This window comes from Caulobacter sp. X, assembly GCF_002742635.1.
Lineage (GTDB): Bacteria > Pseudomonadota > Alphaproteobacteria > Caulobacterales > Caulobacteraceae > Caulobacter.
Map to the genome: position 1 here is coordinate 2,441,400 of NZ_PEGF01000001.1, position 17,628 is coordinate 2,459,027.

General features: G+C 68.3%; 19 protein-coding genes. 7 read left to right on the forward strand and 12 right to left on the reverse strand.

Features of this window, described 5'->3' with window-relative positions; translation table 11 throughout:
* Complete coding sequence (locus CSW60_RS11325; RefSeq protein ID WP_099537331.1) at window positions 1–1,185, reverse strand: murein transglycosylase A; 1,185 nt, start codon at window positions 1,183–1,185, stop codon at window positions 1–3.
* Complete coding sequence (gene timA / locus CSW60_RS11330) at window positions 1,185–1,823, reverse strand: TIM44-related membrane protein TimA (protein WP_143324154.1); 639 nt, start codon at window positions 1,821–1,823, stop codon at window positions 1,185–1,187. The genes CSW60_RS11325 and timA overlap by 1 nt, the downstream gene beginning before the upstream one ends.
* Window positions 1,824–2,008: 185 nt before the next feature.
* Here timA and secB point away from each other — a divergent pair, with 185 nt between their 5' ends.
* Entirely contained in the window at window positions 2,009–2,509 is a 501-nt protein-coding gene (secB, locus tag CSW60_RS11335; RefSeq protein WP_099537333.1) for a protein-export chaperone SecB, read from the forward strand.
* A gap of 133 nt (window positions 2,510–2,642) precedes the next feature.
* Here secB and CSW60_RS11340 read toward each other — a convergent pair whose 3' ends face one another.
* Complete coding sequence (locus tag CSW60_RS11340; protein ID WP_041538401.1) at window positions 2,643–3,329, reverse strand: response regulator transcription factor; 687 nt, start codon at window positions 3,327–3,329, stop codon at window positions 2,643–2,645.
* Window positions 3,330–3,404: 75 nt separating this feature from the next.
* On the opposite strand from CSW60_RS11340, the gene CSW60_RS11345 reads away from it, so the two are divergent.
* Window positions 3,405–3,911, forward strand: coding sequence for a L,D-transpeptidase (locus CSW60_RS11345; protein ID WP_099537334.1), 507 nt, complete (start codon window positions 3,405–3,407; stop codon window positions 3,909–3,911).
* Between the two features lie 7 nt (window positions 3,912–3,918).
* Here the strand turns inward: CSW60_RS11345 and CSW60_RS11350 are convergent, their stop codons facing one another.
* Both CSW60_RS11350 and CSW60_RS11355 read right to left on the reverse strand, forming a co-directional pair.
* Window positions 3,919–4,230, reverse strand: a complete 312-nt coding sequence (locus CSW60_RS11350; RefSeq protein WP_201723016.1) for a YdeI/OmpD-associated family protein — start codon at window positions 4,228–4,230, stop codon at window positions 3,919–3,921.
* 64 nt (window positions 4,231–4,294) lie between these two features.
* Window positions 4,295–4,951, reverse strand: a complete 657-nt coding sequence (locus CSW60_RS11355; protein ID WP_099537336.1) for a YggS family pyridoxal phosphate-dependent enzyme — start codon at window positions 4,949–4,951, stop codon at window positions 4,295–4,297.
* Between the two features lie 7 nt (window positions 4,952–4,958).
* On the opposite strand from CSW60_RS11355, the gene CSW60_RS11360 reads away from it, so the two are divergent.
* Window positions 4,959–5,585, forward strand: coding sequence for a thiamine phosphate synthase (locus tag CSW60_RS11360; protein WP_099537655.1), 627 nt, complete (start codon window positions 4,959–4,961; stop codon window positions 5,583–5,585).
* Window positions 5,586–5,591: 6 nt separating this feature from the next.
* Here CSW60_RS11360 and CSW60_RS11365 read toward each other — a convergent pair whose 3' ends face one another.
* Window positions 5,592–6,002, reverse strand: coding sequence for an NtrZ family periplasmic regulatory protein (locus CSW60_RS11365; protein ID WP_099537337.1), 411 nt, complete (start codon window positions 6,000–6,002; stop codon window positions 5,592–5,594).
* 253 nt (window positions 6,003–6,255) lie between these two features.
* On the opposite strand from CSW60_RS11365, the gene CSW60_RS11370 reads away from it, so the two are divergent.
* The 4 genes from CSW60_RS11370 (at window position 6,256) to holA (ending at window position 11,077) form a co-directional block, all read left to right on the forward strand.
* Window positions 6,256–6,783, forward strand: a complete 528-nt coding sequence (locus CSW60_RS11370) for a DUF3576 domain-containing protein (RefSeq protein WP_099537338.1) — start codon at window positions 6,256–6,258, stop codon at window positions 6,781–6,783.
* Window positions 6,784–6,918: 135 nt separating this feature from the next.
* Complete coding sequence (gene leuS, locus CSW60_RS11375) at window positions 6,919–9,504, forward strand: leucine--tRNA ligase (protein ID WP_099537339.1); 2,586 nt, start codon at window positions 6,919–6,921, stop codon at window positions 9,502–9,504.
* A gap of 68 nt (window positions 9,505–9,572) precedes the next feature.
* Window positions 9,573–10,022, forward strand: a complete 450-nt coding sequence (lptE, locus tag CSW60_RS11380) for an LPS assembly lipoprotein LptE (protein WP_369801027.1) — start codon at window positions 9,573–9,575, stop codon at window positions 10,020–10,022.
* A gap of 2 nt (window positions 10,023–10,024) precedes the next feature.
* Window positions 10,025–11,077, forward strand: a complete 1,053-nt coding sequence (gene holA / locus CSW60_RS11385) for a DNA polymerase III subunit delta (protein WP_099537341.1) — start codon at window positions 10,025–10,027, stop codon at window positions 11,075–11,077.
* A 439-nt stretch (window positions 11,078–11,516) separates the two neighbouring features.
* Here holA and CSW60_RS11390 read toward each other — a convergent pair whose 3' ends face one another.
* The 6 genes from CSW60_RS11390 to CSW60_RS11415 form a co-directional block, all read right to left on the reverse strand.
* Window positions 11,517–12,431, reverse strand: coding sequence for a ParB/RepB/Spo0J family partition protein (locus CSW60_RS11390; RefSeq protein ID WP_099537342.1), 915 nt, complete (start codon window positions 12,429–12,431; stop codon window positions 11,517–11,519).
* Between the two features lie 52 nt (window positions 12,432–12,483).
* Window positions 12,484–13,287, reverse strand: a complete 804-nt coding sequence (locus CSW60_RS11395) for a ParA family protein (RefSeq protein WP_066730459.1) — start codon at window positions 13,285–13,287, stop codon at window positions 12,484–12,486.
* Window positions 13,277–13,930, reverse strand: a complete 654-nt coding sequence (gene rsmG / locus CSW60_RS11400; RefSeq protein WP_099537343.1) for a 16S rRNA (guanine(527)-N(7))-methyltransferase RsmG — start codon at window positions 13,928–13,930, stop codon at window positions 13,277–13,279. The genes CSW60_RS11395 and rsmG overlap by 11 nt, the downstream gene beginning before the upstream one ends.
* Window positions 13,920–15,776: a tRNA uridine-5-carboxymethylaminomethyl(34) synthesis enzyme MnmG gene (mnmG, locus tag CSW60_RS11405; protein WP_099537344.1), complete on the reverse strand. Its 1,857-nt coding sequence runs from the start codon at window positions 15,774–15,776 to the stop codon at window positions 13,920–13,922. Before mnmG ends, rsmG begins: the two co-directional genes overlap by 11 nt.
* Window positions 15,777–15,945: 169 nt before the next feature.
* Window positions 15,946–17,286 carry a tRNA uridine-5-carboxymethylaminomethyl(34) synthesis GTPase MnmE gene (mnmE, locus tag CSW60_RS11410; RefSeq protein WP_099537345.1) on the reverse strand — a complete coding sequence of 447 codons (1,341 nt, stop codon included), beginning with the start codon at window positions 17,284–17,286 and terminating at the stop codon, window positions 15,946–15,948.
* Window positions 17,287–17,288: 2 nt separating this feature from the next.
* Window positions 17,289–17,534, reverse strand: a complete 246-nt coding sequence (locus CSW60_RS11415) for a DUF6489 family protein (RefSeq protein ID WP_099537346.1) — start codon at window positions 17,532–17,534, stop codon at window positions 17,289–17,291.
* Window positions 17,535–17,628: the final 94 nt, after the last annotated feature.

Here is a 17,628-nt window from a genome sequence, read left to right on the forward strand (position 1 = left end):
TTACGGCTTCGGGACGAGGCGGTAGAGCCGCAGCATGTGGCGCACGCGGCCGGCCTCGGCGCCCGCGTCGGGTCCGGTCCCCATGTAGAGGTCGGCGCGGACCTCGCCCTTGATCGCCCCGCCGGTGTCCAGCGCCACCGCCAGGCGCCGATAGGCCGGGAAAGCGCCCGCCAGGGCCGGGGCGCTGGCGTCCAGCCAGTAGAGCGCGCCATAGGCGTGACGGCTGGGATCGACGGCGATGGCGCGGCCGGGTGGCAGGGACACGCCCGCCGAGCCCACGGGCTCCTTGCCGTCGTCCTCGGCCATCTTGAAGAACACATAGCGCGGGTTCAGCCGCATGATCGCGTCGGCCTCGGGCCCGCGATGATCCGCCAGCCAGGTCCGGATCGCGTCGCCCGAGGTGTTGTTGTCCGGCAGCAGCCCCTTGTCGCGCATGGGGCTGGCGATCCCGACGAACGGCTTGCCATTGGTCCCGGCGAACACCGCGCGCACCCGGCGGCCGTCGGGCAGGACCAGCACGCCCGAGCCCTGGATCTGCAGGAAGAACAGCTCCTCGGGCCGCATCCAGGCCAGGGGCTTGTCGGTCGGGACCGCCTCGATCTCGGCGCGGTCGGGATAGGGGACGAAGGTCTTACCCTCGACATGGCCGGTGATCTTCTTGCCGACCAGGGCCGGCTCGAAGGGGCCCAGGTCCAGGACTACCAAGTCATCGGGTAGGCCGCGCACCGGCGCCGTGAACTCGGCGTTGCGCGACATGCGGGCCTGGTACCGGGGCGCGAAATAGGCCGTCAGCAGGCCGTCTTCGCCGACCGACTGGGCCTGGAAGTTGGTTTCGAAGAAGGCGCGGGCCGAGGCGGCGTCCGTAGCGCTCATCGCCCGGGCCTGGCCGCAAGCGCGGATCATGGCCGCTTCTTTCGAAACGCCGCAGCCGGCCTGGAAGGCCTTCAGAGCCGCCAGATGATCTTCTTGAGCCCAGCCTGGCAGGTCCGAGACCGGAACGGTCGTTGGCTGGGCGGCCGGCGGCTGAGCCGGGGGCGTTGGCGTCTGAGGCGTTGTCTGCACTGGCGGCGATGCGGGCGGAGCGATCGGCGGCGGGGGCGTCACGACGCTAGCGCAAGCGCTCAGCAGCAGGGCCGCCAGCGCGAGCGGGGCGATGGCGCGCGAGGCGGTCCGGGCCGTAGTCATCACGCCTCGGCGGCGGCGACGAACGACAGCAGCCAGTTCGGATTGGCGCTCTTGACCTCGCGCTCGAAGGTCCAGAGCTCGGCGGTGCGGCGGTCATCGACGCCTTCGCCACGCTCGTCCTTGGTGCGGGTGCGCACCTCGGCCAGGATGCGAACCACCGCCTTGGCGGTGTCGCCGACCAGGTCGACGCTTTCCAGATCCAGGCGCGGCGGCGCCATGAACTCGACCTTCTCGGTGCGTCCGGCGGCCTCGCGGGCGGCCATCGCCTGCTCGAAATTGGCCATCACCTCGGGCGCCAGCAGGGGCTTGAGCGTCTCCCGGTCGCCGGCGGCGTAAGCGGTGACGATCTGCTCGTAGGCCGTGCGGGCGCCGGTCATGAACTTGGCGGGATCGAAGTCGGGCTGGCGGGCCTTCAGCGCGGCCAGGCCTTCCGAGCGCAGGACGGGGTGAGGGTCGGTGGCGACGGGCGCGGGGCCAGCGGCGCCGGCCTTGACGGTCGTATCCTCCGGCTGGCGGCCGACCCGGCGACCCAGGGTGGCGTAGAGCTGGTAGAGGACGATGGCGGCGACCGCGGCGAGGAACAGGATCTGGAGCACTTCAGGGTCCGGCGACGGGCTTTTGGGCCCAGGGGATTTCAAAGGTCGGGAAATGTCCGTCGGCTTCGGAAAGGCCTTCCGAACCGGGCGAACGCCCCGTGTCATGCCTATATAGGCGAGACGCGCTCTCCCGTCAGGCGCCTGACGTTGCGCCAGACGGGCCCTCATGGTAGCAGCGCCCACCTTACTCCAGGCGTTTTTAGGCGCCGATCACGGATTTTGTCCTAATGACCGACACCACCGCCCCCAATGGCGCCCCCGAGGGGACTCCGGAAGACGCCGCCGGCCAAGCGGGCGTCCGCATCCTGGCCCAGTTCGTCCGCGATTTCTCGTTCGAGAACCCGCTGGCCCCCGACAGCCTGCGCGCCGGCGCCGCCCAGCCCGCCATCGACATGGGCGTCGAGATGAACGCCCGCGGTCGTCCCGACGGCCTGTTCGAAGTGGACCTGAAGCTCTCGGCCCGCGCTCTGCGCGACGAGCAAGCCGTGTTCCACGTCGAAGTGGTCTATGGCGGCCTGTTCCACATCGCCGGCGTCTCCGAGGAAGACCTGGAGCCGGTGCTGCTGATCGAGTGCCCGCGCTTCCTGTTCCCCTACGCCCGTCGCCTGATCTCGGACGTGACGGCCGAGGGCGGCTTCCCGCCGTTCCTGATCGACCCGATCGACTTCGCCGGCGTCTACGCCGCGCGCAAGGCCCAGGCCGAAGGCCAGCAGGTCGGCAACGCGTAAGCGTTTGGCGTCAGAATTTTGGAAGAGGGGCTCGCCGAGAGGCTGAGCCCCTTTTTCTTTGCCCAAAATCTCGCGTGTCATCCCGGGTCGACGCCGCCGCCCGGGATGACACGGATTTTGCTGGCTTATCGGCTTACGGCTGCAGCCGATAGCCGCCCATCTCGGTGATCAGGATCCGCGCGACGGCCGGATCGGGCTCGATCTTCTGGCGCAGGCGGTAGACGTGGGTCTCCAGCGTGTGGGTCGTGACCCCGGCGTTGTAGCCCCAGACCTCGGTCAGCAGCTCCTCGCGCGACACCGGCTTGGAGCCGGCGCGATAGAGGTACTTGAGGATGTTGGTTTCCTTCTCGGTCAGCCGCACCTTCTTCTGCTTTTCGTCGACCAGCAGCTTGGCCGAGGGGCGGAATTCGTACGGACCGATGCGGAACAGCGCGTCTTCCGAGGCCTCATAGCTGCGCAGCTGGGCGCGGATGCGGGCCAGCAGCACGCCGAAGCGGAAGGGCTTGGTGACATAGTCGTTGGCGCCGGACTCCAGGCCCAGGATCGTGTCGCTGTCGCTGGCGGCGGCCGTCAGCATGATCACCGGCGCGGTGACGCCGTTCTTGCGCATCAGGCGGCAGGCCTCGCGGCCGTCCATGTCGGGGAGGTCGACGTCCAGAAGGATCAGGTCAGGCTTGATCTCGCGCGCCATCCGCACGCCCTCGCCGGCGCTGGCGGCCTCGTTGACCGCGAACTCCTCGTGCAGGGCCAGCTGCTCGGCCAGGGCGCCGCGCAGGTCGTCGTCGTCGTCGATCAGCAGAAGAGTCTTGCGTTGCGCCATAAGGGGAAACATGCACCGCTGCGGCCCTCGGGGACAACCCCGGGCGAGGCCTTAAGTCCGGGAGTCGACGTCTCCATGCTGTTCCGCGCTCACGCCGATGGTCGTTTCGAACTGGATGGCAAGGTCCTGCGCTGCGCGATCGGCAAGGCCGGCGCGATCTCGGCGAAAGATAAGCGCGAGGGCGACGGCAAGAGCCCTGTCGGCGTCTGGGCCATTCGTGAAGTCTGGTATCGGCCGGACGTCTATACGCAGGGCCCCACGACCGCCCTGCCCGTCCGCGCGACGCGGCCCGAGGACGGCTGGTGCGACGCCCCGGGCGACCCGAACTATAATAGGCCTGTGAGACTGCCCTATCCGGCCAGCGCCGAGCGCATGTGGCGCGACGACGCCGTCTACGACCTGGTGGTGATCCTGGGCCACAACGACGATCCGCCGGTTCCCGGCATGGGCTCGGCCATCTTCATGCACCTGGCGCGCGAGGGTTATCCCGGCACCGAGGGCTGCGTGGCCCTGGCGCGGGCGGACCTGGAGGCGGTGCTGGCGGTGGCCAAGCCGGGCGATGCGGTGGAGATCGTGGGCTAAAGGCGACCTATCGATCGCCTTTGCCTTTCCCGTCGATCAGAACGGCCTGCTGCCAACGTCCCGGCGCCTTGTCGGTGCGATGGATGCAGCCCGCCCAGCAACAGGGCCGCTTCTTGCCCTCCAACAGTTCCTCCAGGGTTCGCTGGATTCGGCGCTGGCGTGTTGCGGCTTGTTTGGCGTCATCGACCCAGCAAATGAACTCGTTTCGCCCGAGCGGCGTCAGGCCAGCCCACAGCTCAAGGACCTTCTGATCCGACCGCACCGCTGTCTGGAGATCTTCAGCGGCTTCGTGGACAGTCCCCTGAGGAAAGGCGTTCATCACGAAATCTCCCTGCGGCGACACGCTAGCCTAGCGTCATTTTGGCTTTTCGGGAGGGGGAACCCTAGCGCCCCGATCCCCGCACCCCAAAGAGGGCCGAGCCCACCCGCACCGACGTCGCCCCCTCGGCGATGGCGATCTCGAAGTCGTCGCTCATGCCCATCGACAGCCTTTCAACGCCGTTGCGCGCGGCGATCGCGCGCAGCGCCGCGAAATGCGGCGCGGGATCAGCGTCGAAGGGGGGAATGCACATCAGCCCCTCGACCGCCAGGTCATAGGTCTGGCGACAGGCGGCGATGAAGGCGTCGGCCTCGCCCGGCGCGATCCCGGCCTTCTGCGGCTCCTCGCCGGTATTGACCTGGACATAGAGGCGCGGGGCCTTGCCGGCGCGCTGGATTTCCTCGGCCAGCACCCGAGCCAGCTTCTCGCGGTCGACCGTCTCGATCACGTCAAAGAAGGCCACGGCCTCGCGCGCCTTGTTGGTCTGCAAGGGGCCGATCAGGCGCAGCTCCAGGCCCTCGCGACGCTCCCCCCAGCGCTCCATGGCCTCCTGGACGCGGTTTTCGCCGAACACTTTCTGTCCCGCCTCCAGCACGGGCGCGATATGCTCCCAGGGCTGGGTCTTGGACACCGCCACCAGCGTGACCGAGCCCGGCGCCCGCCCGGCGCGGGCCTCGGCGGCGGCGATGCGGCTCTGGATGTCGGCGAGGTTGGGTGACATGGACGGAATGGCCTTGCGAGGCGATGGCGAACGGGACGTCCTGTCTAGGACGGCGGCGGGCTTTCCGCCAAGGACCGTGCGCGGCCGCGTCCTGCCGAACCTGCTGTTCTTCACCGATCCCGCCCGCGTCGCCGCGCCGGAGGCGGTCGCCGAGCGTCTGCCGGCCGGCGCGGGGATCGTCTTTCGGGCCTTCGGGGCCGAGGACGCCGTCGAGCAGGGCCGCCGCCTACGCGCCATCGCCGACGCGCGGGGACTTCTGCTGCTGGTCGGCGCTCATCCAGGCCTGGCCGAGGGCGTTCGGGCGGACGGCCTGCACATGCCCGAACGCCTGGCCGGCGAAATCCCGAAGCTGCGGGCCGAACACAGCCGCTATCTCATCACCGTCGCCGCGCATGACCTCGCGGCCGTTCGGGCCGCCGAGCGGGCGGGGGCGGACGCCGTGGTCGTCTCGCCCATCTTTCCCAGCAACAGCCCGTCAGCCGGACAGCCCTTGGGCGTCGAGGGCTTGAAGGAAATGGTCGAGGCGACGCCCCTGCCCGTCTACGCGCTGGGCGGCGTGCGCGCGGCCACGGTCGGCCAGCTCGCGGGCAGCGGGATCGTCGGGATCGCGGCGGTCGAAGCCCTCGCGGGCTAGACCCGTTTAGAACTTGAAGGCGGTCTCGAGGCGGACGCGCGGGGCGGCCTCGGGCTGCTGGGCCTTGCGAGCGGCCAGGGCGGGGTTGGATTCACCCAGGCTGACAGCGCCGCCGACGCGGATCGACGGCGTGACCTTGAAGTAGGCGCCGGCCTGAACGTCCTGCATCTGCATTTCGCGGCTGGAAGGCTGGTCAAGGTCCAGCTTCAGGCCCCAGCGGCCCTTCTTGGCGTCCCAACGCAGGGTGCGCTTGTCATCCTGCGGGTATTGGACGCCGGCGGCGGCGCTGGTGAAGTCATTCTTGGCGCTGAAATCAGGGGCGACCGCGTGCGGCTTGGCCTGGGCGAACGCCATCGACGCCGATCCCGTCAGGATCAGCGCGGCAGTCCCCGCCAGGAAGAAACGCTTCGCGACCATCGCTACTTGCCGCCTGTACTCAGTTGTCCCCGCCCCTCCATATAGGAAGGGCCCCTTTGAATTTCGATTAAAGGCTTGGCCGAAACGCGGTCAACCGGCCTTTGGTCGCACTTACGGCCGTATTGTACGATTCAATCGACTCGTGTGGCGGCGAGGTCACGCGATTCCTGTTTTGAGGCGGCGCGGCCATGCTATAGACCGGCTCCCGGCCGCGGGGGCGCGCCAGGAGTGCGCAAGTCGCGCCGGCGAGACATTGGAGCGAGGTACTATGGCGTTTGAGCGTGGGTCTGTGATGCGCGGCGTCGCCGCGGGCGTCCTGGCTCTGTCGATGCTGGGCGTGTCGGCCTGCAGCAGCAACAAGCCCCCGAAGACGTTCTCGACACAAAGCGACGAACCCGGCCTGAACCCGTTCAAGCGCTTCGGCGGCGGGAACAAGGGTCCGGCGAGCGAAGGCTCGATCGGCGTGAACGGCTATCTGTGGCGCGCCAGCCTCGACACCCTGGCCTTCATGCCGCTGGCCTCGGCCGATCCGTACGGCGGCGTGATCATCACCGACTGGTACGTGAACCCGGAAACTCCGGCCGAGCGCTTCAAGGCGACGGTCTACATCCTGGACACCCGCCTGCGCGCCGACGGCCTGAACGTCACGGTGTTCAAGCAGTCCAAGGACGTGAACGGCAACTGGATCGACGCGCCGGTCTCCGACCAGACCGCCACCGACATCGAGAACGCGATCCTGACCCGCGCGCGTCAGCTTCGACTTTCGAACATCAAGGGCTAAGGCCCGGCGGGGCCCTCTTCCCGGCGAAGAGGGCTCCGAGTTCCCATATTCCTGCGCGCTCCGGCCGCGAAACCGCATAGTCTTGTCGCGGAGTCGCCTTCGGGGCGCGTTCCTGCATCCAAGACCTGGTTTCCGATGGCCCGCTACAATCCCAAAGACACCGAGCCTAAGTGGCGTGAAGCCTGGGCGAAGGCCGACGTCTTCAAGACCGGCGAGATCAACGACGGCCGTCCGAAATACTACGTGCTCGAGATGTTCCCGTACCCGTCGGGCCGCATCCACATGGGCCACGTGCGCAACTACGCCATGGGCGACGTGGTGGCCCGCTACAAGCGCGCCCAGGGCTTCAACGTCCTGCACCCGATGGGCTGGGACGCGTTCGGCATGCCGGCCGAGAACGCGGCCATGGAGCGCGGCGTCCACCCCAAGGGCTGGACCTACGACAACATCGCCGCCATGCGCGAGCAGCTGAAGTCGCTGGGCATCTCGGTCGACTGGTCGCGCGAGTTCGCCACCTGCGACCCGGAATACTACGGCAAGCAGCAGGCCTGGTTCCTGCGCCTGCTGAAGCGCGGCCTGGTCTATCGCAAGGAAGCCTCGGTCAACTGGGACCCGGTCGACATGACCGTCCTGGCCAACGAGCAGGTCATCGACGGCAAGGGCTGGCGCTCGGGCGCGACGGTCGAGAAGCGCAAGCTGACCCAGTGGTTCCTGCGGATCACCGACTACGCCGACGCCCTGATCGACGGCCTGAAGACCCTGGACCGCTGGCCCGACAAGGTTCGCCTGATGCAGGAGAACTGGATCGGCCGCTCCAAGGGCCTGCGCTTCAAGTTCCAGTTCGACGGCGAGGCGCCCGACGGCCTGGCCGAGGGGCTGGAGGTCTACACCACCCGTCCCGACACGCTGTTCGGCGCCAGCTTCGTCGGCATCGCGCCCGAGCACCCGCTGGCCGAGCAGCTGGCGGTCGAGAACCCGCGGATCCAGTCGTTCATCGCCGAATGCCGCAAGGGCGGCACCTCGGAAGCCGAGATCGAGAGCGCCGAGAAGCTGGGCTACGACACCGGCCTGCGGGTCAAGCACCCGCTGGACCCGTCGATCACCCTGCCCGTCTGGATCGCCAACTTCATCCTGATGGACTACGGCACGGGCGCGATCTTCGCCTGCCCGGCCCACGACCAGCGCGACCTGGACTTCGCCCGCAAGTACGACCTGCCGGTCAAGCCGGTGGTGCTGCCCAACGGCGAGGACCCGGCGACCTTCCAGGTCGGCAAGGAGGCCTATGTCGGCCCCGGCAAGATCTTCAACTCCCAGTTCCTGGACGGCATGGACGTCGAGACCGCCAAGGCCGAGGCCGTGGCGCGCATCGAGGCCGCCGGCCAGGGCCAGGGCGCGACCGTCTATCGCCTGCGCGACTGGGGCGTCTCGCGCCAACGCTACTGGGGCTGCCCGATCCCGGTGATCCACTGCGAGACCTGCGGCGTCGTCCCCGTGCCGGAAGACCAGCTGCCGGTCGCCCTGCCCGACGATGTCACCTTCGACAAGCCCGGCAACCCGCTGCTGCGTCATCCGACCTGGCGTCACACGACCTGCCCGTCCTGCGGCGGCAAGGCCGAGCGCGAGACCGACACGCTGGACACCTTCATCGACAGCAGCTGGTACTTCGCCCGCTTCGCCGACACGAAAGCCGCCGAGCCGGTCGGCAAGGCCGCGGCGGACTACTGGCTGCCCGTCGACCAGTATATCGGCGGCGTCGAGCACGCGATCCTGCACCTGCTGTACGCTCGCTTCATCACCCGCGCCCTGAAGGACGAGGGCCTGGTGTCGGTCGAGGAGCCGTTCGCGGGCCTGTTCACCCAAGGCATGGTCACCCACGAGGCCTACAAGAACGAGGCCGGCGAGTGGGTCGAGCCCTCGGACGTGGTGATCAAGGTCGAAGGCAATAGCCGCTCGGCCACGCATGCCAAGACCGGCGCGCCAATCATCATCGGCGACATCGAGAAGATGTCGAAGTCGAAGAAGAACGTCGTCGCCCCCGAGGACATCTTCGAGGCCTACGGCGTCGATAGCGCCCGCCTGTTCGTAATGTCCGACAGCCCGCCCGAGCGGGACGTCCAGTGGACGAACTCGGGCGTCGAGGGCAGCTGGCGCTTCACGCACCGCCTGTGGAACGAGTTCGACAGCCAACCGGCCGGCGACTTCGCCCACGACGACAGCGACGAGGCCGCCCTGGCCCTGCGCAAAGCGGCCCACAAGCTGATCGGCTTCGTCACCGACAGCATCGAGGGCTTCCGCTTCAACAGCGGCGTGGCGCGCCTGTACGAGTTCCTGAACGCTCTGAAGGCGGCTCCCGCCGAAGGCGCTTCGGAGGCCGTCCTGGCGGCCCGCGCCGAGGCCCTGAACATCCTGGCCCGCCTGGTCGCCCCGTTCACCCCGCACCTGGCCGAGGAGGCCTGGGCCCGCATCGGCGGCGAGGGCATGGTCGTCAACGCCCCCTGGCCCAAGGCCGACCCGGCCCTGGCCGCGGACGACGAGCGTGTCCTGCCGATCCAGATCAACGGCAAGCGTCGCGGCGAGGTGAAGGTCAAGGCCGGCGCGGCCGAGGACGAGGTCCAGAAAATCGCACTGGCGGATCCCAACGTCATGGCCCACCTTGAGGGCCTGACGGTTCGCAAGGTGATCGTCGTGAAGGACCGCATCGTCAACATCGTGGCCAACTGAGACCGATGAAACGCTTCCTGCTGATCGGCGCCCTTAGAACATCGCTTCTGGCGCTCTCGGGCCTTGGCATGTCGGCCTGCGGCTTCACGCCCCTTTACGCCCGACCGGGCGTCGAGAGCGGCCTCTCGGGCATCGAGACCATCGCGGCCGAGGGACGCGGCGGCTATCTGCTGCGCGAGCAGCTGGACGACGCTCTGGCCCACCGCCAAGGGACGCCGGCCGCCTATAAGCTGGCCTTCGGCGTCAACGAGACGCGTTTCGCCCGCGGCGTTCGCCTCGACAACGTCGCCAACCGCTACGAGCTGCGCATGAGCGTCACCTGGCGCCTGCTGGACGCCAAGACGGGCGCCGAGGTCCACAAGGGCTATACCGAGGTCTCGGTGACCTACGACTCCGCCGACCAGCCCTACGCGGCCATCGCGGCCCAGCAGGACGGCCAGGAACGCGCGGCGACCGAGGCGGCCCGCAAGATCCAGCTGGACCTCGCCACCTGGCTGGCGGGCAAGAAGCCGGCTTAAAGATGATCCTCTCCAAGCGTCCGGACGTCGAACGCTTCCTGAAGGAGCCGACCCCGGACATCCGGGCCGTGGTCATCTACGGCAAGGACCGGGGCGTCGTGCGCGACCGCGCCAACGCCCTGGCCAAGCGCGTGGTCGAGCGCCCGGACGACCCCTTCGACACCGCCCAGCTGACCGAAAGCGACGTCGAGGCCGATCCGGCCAAGCTGGAAGACGAGCTCTCGGCGATGTCGCTGATGGGCGGCCGCCGCCTGGTGCGCCTGCGCCTGAACGGCGAGAAGGCCGGTCCGGACAAGGCCGCCGCCGAGGCGGTCACCCGCCACGTCGGGGGCCATCTCAATCCCGACGCCTTCTTCCTGATCGAGGCCGGGGCGCTGGGCCGGGATTCCCAGCTCCGCAAGGTCGGCGAGAAGGCCAATGGCTGCGCCGTCATCCCCTGCTACGAGGACGAAGCCGGGGATCTGGCCCGCCTGACCCGCGACACGCTCGCCAATGACAAGGTCAGCCTCAATAGCGAGGCCCTGGACCTCTTCGTCTCGCGCCTACCCAAGGAGCGCGGCGTCGCCCGCGCCGAGATCGAGCGGCTGGCGCTGTATCTCGGCCCCGGCAGCGGCATTAACGCGACCGCCGCGGATCTCACCGACTTCCTGGGCGTCGAGCCCGAGGCCTCGCTGAGCGACGCCGCCGCCGACGCTTTCGGGGGCAAGGTTGGCGCGGCCCAGGCGGCCCTGCGCCGCGCCGCCGCCGAGGGCGAAGGCGGTCCGGCCGCTGTTCGGGCCATGAGCTATTATCTGGGCCGCCTGCGGCGCGTCCTGACCCTGCACAAGAACGGCGTCGACCTGCAGGCCGCCGCCAAGGCCGCCGGCGTCTTCTGGAAGCAGGAGCGTGAGTTTCTGCGCCAAGCCCGCGCCTGGAACCTGGAAGCGATCCTCGAGGTCCAGGGCGAGGTGCTGAACGCCGACCGCGCCTGCAAGACCTCTGGCTCGCCGGATCAGCTGATCGCCGAACGCCTGGCCCTCGGCATCGCCGGGCGGGCGCGGCGGTTGGGGCTGTAGAGGGCGCCCGGCCCTTCCCGCGACAAATTAAGCCCGCCTTCCTGGGCCTTGTGCCCAGGACCCATGGTTCGCCTGCTCGAACTTGAGGGGACGCACAGCCACGATGGCGGCGCGCACTGCTTATGCGCCTCGCGAACGGACGCATGGGTCCTGGGCACAAGGCCCAGGAAGGCGGTTCTGGTGGGTTGGCGTGCAAGGCAGCGAAAATCACCCTAAAACACCCCGTTTGCGGCGCTGTGGACGCTTTTCAAGAAAGCCTTACGCCACAAGCCCTTGCGGCCGAAATCGCTGTGTACCGCCCTCGCCTCACGAAAACGGCGCCTCCCCGAGTACGGAGAGGCGCCGCTTTGTGCGCGACAGAGGCGATTTTAGAAGCGCCTTTTGGAGCCCCAAAACCGCTCATCCGCACGCTTTTAGGTGCGTTCGAACGGATCGGAGATCAGACCCCGCGGGTCAGGCGATTGCACAGGTCGTCGAGCTGCTCGAGCGTCGCGTAGCTGATGGTCAGCGACCCGGCGCCGCCGCGATGGTCGATGGTGACGTCGAGGCCCAGCACCGACGAAAGGTCGGCTTCCAGCGCCTGAGTGTCGGTGTCCTTGACCTTGGGCGGGCGGCCGCCCTTGTTCTTGGCCGAGGGCGCGGTCGGGGCCTTGCGGGCCAGGGCCTCGGTCTCGCGGACCGACAGACCGCCGGCGATGATCTGCTTGGCCAGGCCGACGGGATCGGCGGCCGCGGCGATGGCGCGGGCGTGACCGGCCGACAGCTCGCCGCTGACCAGGTATGACTGGACCTCCTCCGGTAGGGCCAGCAGGCGCAGGGTGTTGGCCACATGGCTGCGGCTCTTGCCGATCGTCTGGGCGATGGCGTCCTGCGTCCGTTCAAACTTCTCCATAAGCACTTTGTACGAAAGCGCTTCTTCGAGGATGTTCAGGTCGGCGCGCTGGACGTTCTCGATGATGCCGATCTCCAGCACCGCCAGGTCGTCCAGCTCGCGCACCATGATCGGCACGCTGCGCAGGCCCGCGCGCTGGGCCGCGCGCCAGCGGCGCTCGCCGGCGACGATCTGGAATTCGCCGGGAACGCCGGGGAACGGCCGCACCAGGATCGGCTGCAGGACGCCCTTCTCGCGGATCGAGTTGGAAAGGTCTTCGAGGTCCTCCTCGCGGAAGGTCCGGCGCGGCTGGTCGGGATTGCGTTTCAGCAGCTCGATCGGCGCTTCCCGCGACCCCGCGGACTGATCGCCCGGCGCCTGAGCCGGCGCGGCCTCGACCTCGCCCAACAGGGCGGACAGACCGCGTCCCAGTCCCCGACGACCCTCGGCCATACCCGGCTCTCCCACCACGGCGGACTCCATCACTATCTCAGTCAAGCTTCGGTTCTAGTTTAAAAGGTCGGGTCGAACAGTCTCAGGCGGCCTTGGCCTGGCGGTCGCGTTCGCGGCTGATCACCTCGCGGGCCAGCTTCAAGTAAGCCTGGCTGCCCGCGCACTTCAGATCGTACAGCAGCACCGGCTTGCCGAACGACGGGGCCTCGGAGACGCGGACATTGCGCGGGATCACCGCGTCATAAACCTTGTCGCCGAAGTGGGCGCGGACGTCGTGGGCCACCTGCTCCGACAGGCTGTTGCGACGGTCGTACATGGTCAACACCACGCCCTGGATCTCCAGGTGCGGGTTCAGGCTGCCGCGCACGCGCTCGATCGTCCGCATCAGCTGGGTCAGGCCTTCCAGGGCGAAGAACTCGCACTGCAGCGGCACGAACACCGCGTCGGCGGCGGTCATGGCGTTGACCGTCAGGACGTTCAGCGACGGCGGGCAGTCGATCAGCACATAGGTGTAGGGGCCATTGGCGCGGATGGCTTCCAGGGCGTCGCGCAGGCGGTATGACCGACGCGCGGTCTGACCGAGTTCAATTTCAATACCGGACAGGTCGGCGTCGGCCGGTATGACGTCGAGGCCCGGCAGCTCGGTCTTCACCGCGGCGTCCACCACCGGCGACTCGCCCATCAGCACGTCATAGAGCGTGGTCCGGCGCTGGGTGCGGCCGATGCCCAGGCCCGTAGAGCAATTGCCCTGCGGATCGGCGTCGATCAGCAGGACCCGCTCGCCGCAGGCCGCCAGGGCGGTGCCCAGGTTGATCGCGGTCGTGGTCTTGCCCACGCCGCCTTTCTGGTTCGCGATCGCCAGGACGCGCAGAGGATTAGCGGACACGTGACAGCCCCTTCACTTGAACGATCCGACCGCGAGGGTCGCTTTGGCTAGGTCGCAGTTCGGCGTCGAACTTCCAAGCCTTGGCGGCCTCGGAAAGCTCGGTCGCGACATCCTGTCCTTTCAGGAACAGGCCGGTCGCGCCGCCGCGCAGATAGGGTTCGGCGAAGCCCAGCAGCTTGGTCATCGGGGCGCAGGCGCGCGCCGTCACGATATCGACCCTCAGCTTCAGGTCTTCGGCCCGGGCGTTGTGGATCTGGACCGGCAGGTCGAGATCCTTGGCGACCACCTCCAGGAAGCGGCAGCGCTTGGCCATCGACTCGACCAGATGGACCTTCGCGCCAGCCCTACCCTTCAGCAGTATGGCCAGAACGACCCCGGGCAGACCGGCGCCGGCGCCCAGATCCGCCCACGTGGAAACCTCCGGCGGCGCCAGATCGAGCAGCTGGGAGCTGTCGAGGGCGTGCCGGGTCCAATAGGTGGCGATGGTCAACGGGCCAACGAGGTTCATGACCTCGTTCCATTCCGCCAACAGCTCTTGAAAGCGGGCCAGATCGGCGATCTGGGCGTCGCTAGCGCCGGTCAGGGCTTGGTAGCCCGCCGCGTCCAGGACCGGCGGTTCTGCAAGGAGGGCGTCAGGCTGCACGGGTGCGCCGCACGTGGGCCAGCAGCGCCGTCAGCGCTCCTGGCGTCACGCCCTCGATGCGGGCCGCCTGGCCCAGGGTCAGCGGGCGAACGCGGGCCAGCTTCTCGCGGACCTCGTTCGACAAGCTGCCGATGTCGCCGTAGTCCAGATCGGCCGGCAGCCGCAGGTCTTCGTCCTTGCGCAGCGACTCGGCGTCGGCGCGCTGGCGGTCGAGGTAGCCGGCATAGGCCGCCTCGATCTCGATCTGCTCGCGGACGTCGGTGTTCCACGTGAAAACCTCGGGCCACACGCGGCCCAGGTCGTCGAGCGTCACGTCCGGATAGGCCAGCATGGCGAAGACATCGCGGCGGACGCCGTCGCTATTGACCTTGAAGCCGGCCTTCACCGCCTCATTGGGGGTCAGGCTGACCGAGCGGGCGAAGGTCCGAGCCGCTTCCAGCCGCGCCTTCTTCTCGGCCCAGGCCTTGGCGCGGCGTTCGCCGACGACGCCCAGGGCGATCCCGCGATCGGTCAGGCGTTGGTCGGCATTGTCGGCGCGCAGGCTCAGGCGGAACTCAGCCCGGCTGGTGAACATGCGATAGGGCTCAGTGACGCCACGGGTGACCAGGTCGTCGATCATCACGCCGATATAGGCCTCGTCCCGCGCGAAGACGGCGGGCTCCCGGCCCTGCTCGGCTAGGGCGGCGTTCAGGCCGGCGACCAAGCCCTGGGCTCCAGCTTCTTCGTAGCCGGTGGTGCCGTTGATCTGGCCAGCCAGATAGAGACCCGGCAGGCGCTTGGTCTCCAGCGTGGCGTAGAGTTCGCGCGGATCGACATAGTCGTATTCGATCGCGTAGCCGTAGCGCAGCACTTCCACGGTCTCGAGGCCGGGAATGGTGCGCAGGAACAAGAGCTGGGTCTCTTCCGAGACCGACGTGGAAATGCCGTTCGGATAGACCGTCGGATCGTCCAGGCCCTCGGGCTCCAGGAAGATCTGGTGGCTGGTCTTGTCGGCGAAGCGGACGACCTTGTCCTCGATCGACGGACAATAGCGGGGACCGACACCCGTGGCGCGGCCGCTATAGACCAGGGACTCGCCGATCCGCTCGGCGATGATCCGGTGGGTCTCTTCGGTGGTGAAGGTGACGCCGCAAGCGATCTGCGGCACGTCGATCTTGTCGTTCAGATACGAGAAGGGAACCGGCTCGTCGTCGGCGGCCTGACTGTCCAGGCGATCCCAGGCGATCGTGCGGCCGTCCAGTCGCGCAGGCGTGCCGGTCTTCAGGCGGCCCATCTGGAAGCCGAGACCATAGAGACGATCCGACAGACCGATAGCCGGCTGGTCGCCGACGCGGCCGGCGGGGATCCGCTCTTCGCCTCGGTGGATGACGCCCTTCAGGAAGGTGCCGGTGGTCAGGATCACACGGGGGGCGCGGTACGAGCGCCCTTCCCCGTCGATCGCGCCGGCGACCCGACCGTCCTCGACGATCAGGTCCTCGGCGGCGGCGGCGATGATGTCGAGGTTTCCCGTGGAAAACAGCTCGGCCTGCATCGCCTCGCGATAGAGCTTGCGGTCGATCTGCGAACGCGGCCCGCGAACGGCGGGACCCTTGGAGCGGTTCAGCATCCGGAACTGGATGCCGGCCTTGTCGGCCATACGGCCCATGACGCCGTCCAGGGCGTCGATCTCACGGACCAAATGCCCCTTGCCCAGGCCGCCAATGGCCGGGTTGCACGACATCTCCCCGATGGTTTCCAGCTTGTGGGTCAGCAGCAGGGTGCGCGCGCCCGTGCGCGCGGAAGCGGCCGCCGCTTCACAGCCGGCGTGGCCGCCGCCGATGACAATGACATCCCAGGACTTGGACAAGACGCTCGCCTCAATGCGAACGCCCCCGGGACAAGCGGGGGCGCTGGACTCGACATATACGCCAATCAGCCGAGAGGGTCGATCCGAGTCGACGGCGTTTCACGTGAAACACCCCCTCAGCAGCTGTGGGCGCGCTGTGGACAATATGGGGAGGGTTTCACGTGAAACATCACTTGCCGATGCAGAAGGTCGAAAAGACGCGCCCGAGGACATCCTCGGGGTCGACGCGTCCCGTGATCTTTTCAAGCGCCCGCGCGGCGAGACGGACATCCTCGGCCGCCAGCTCAACCTCCAGGCCGATATCCGAGAGCGCTCGGGCCAGATAGCTCCGGGCTTCCGTCAGACGCTCGGCGTGGCGAAGCCGGGTGGCGGCAGGGAATTCCGCGCCGGAAAGGGCATCGGCCACGTGAGACGCCAGGTCGTCGCGCAGCGCGGAGACAGCGCCCTCCGAACGGGCGGAGAGCGGATGGACGACAAGCCCCTCCCCCGACCATCGCGCCTGGGCGGCGGAAAGCGCCCGCGCGTCGGCGATGTCGGCCTTGTTGAGGACCAGCCAATCTCCTGGACGAACCGTCGCCTCCAGGGCCTCGACCTGTTCCACGTGAAACCCATCGACGACCCAGAGACGCAGATCGGCCTCCTCGGCCCAGCGCCGCGCCCGGCGGACGCCCTCGGCCTCGATCGCATCTTCTGTTTCGCGTAGCCCGGCGGTGTCGGCGACCAGCACCCGGTATCCGCCAAGGACCAACGGAACCTCGATCACGTCTCGCGTGGTTCCCGGCGTGTCGGTCACGATCGCCGCGTCGCGCTCGACCAGGCCGTTCAGCAGCGTGCTCTTGCCGGCGTTCGGCGCGCCGACCAAGGCGATGCGATAGCCATCGCGGACCCGCCGTCCGCGGGAAACATCGGCCAGGGCCGCGTCCAGCTCATCGGCCAAGATGCGCAGCCCGGGTCGGGCGCGCTCGGCGACCTCCTCGGGCAGATCCTCGTCGGGGAAGTCGACCGCTGCTTCCAGCATGGCCAGCGACTGCACCAACAGGTCACGCCAGCGGTCATAGCGCTGGCTGAGCGCACCGCCGACCTGGCCCAGGGCCTGTCGTCGCTGCGCTTCGGTCTCGGCGTCGATCAGGTCGGCCACGCCCTCGGCCTGGGCAAGGTCGAGCTTTCCGTTCTCGAAGGCGCGGCGGGTGAACTCGCCCGGTTCGGCCAGGCGGAGGCCCAGGTCGCTCAAGGCGGAGAGCAAGGCCTCGACCACGGCCCGTCCGCCGTGCACGTGGAACTCGGCGCTGTCTTCCCCGGTATAGCTGGCCGGACCCTCGAACCGCAGGACCAGGGCCTCGTCCAGCTCCGCCCCGTCATGCCGCAGCTTGCGCAGCGCGGCTAGGCGCGGCGAGGGCGCCCTGCCCGCCAGAGCCTCGACCGTCCGTAAAGTGCCGGGGCCGGAAATACGCACGACGGCCACCGCCGCCCGCCCGGCCGCCGTGGCCAGGGCGAAGATCGTATCAGCCATGATCAGTCCGGCTTGCCGACCGCGGCGTTGGCGGCGGCGGTCATCAACTTGCGAAAGCTCTCCTGGGCGCCGGTCCCGAACGCCATCCAGTTCTTCAGCAGCTCCTCGGGCGCCAGCATGGCCATGTTGGCGTCCATGCGGGCCTGCATCTCCTTGACCAGATGGTCGTTCAAACCACTGACATCCGGCAGGCCTAGAAAGGCTCGCGCTTCGACCGGCGTGCAGTCGATCTCGATCGTCATCTTCATCGCAAAAGTTCCCTTCGGTCAGGGCACGATATTGTTATGGGCCTCGCCCGTCGGCGCAGGTTAGAGCGCTTTGGTCGAAAGTCACATTCGTCCC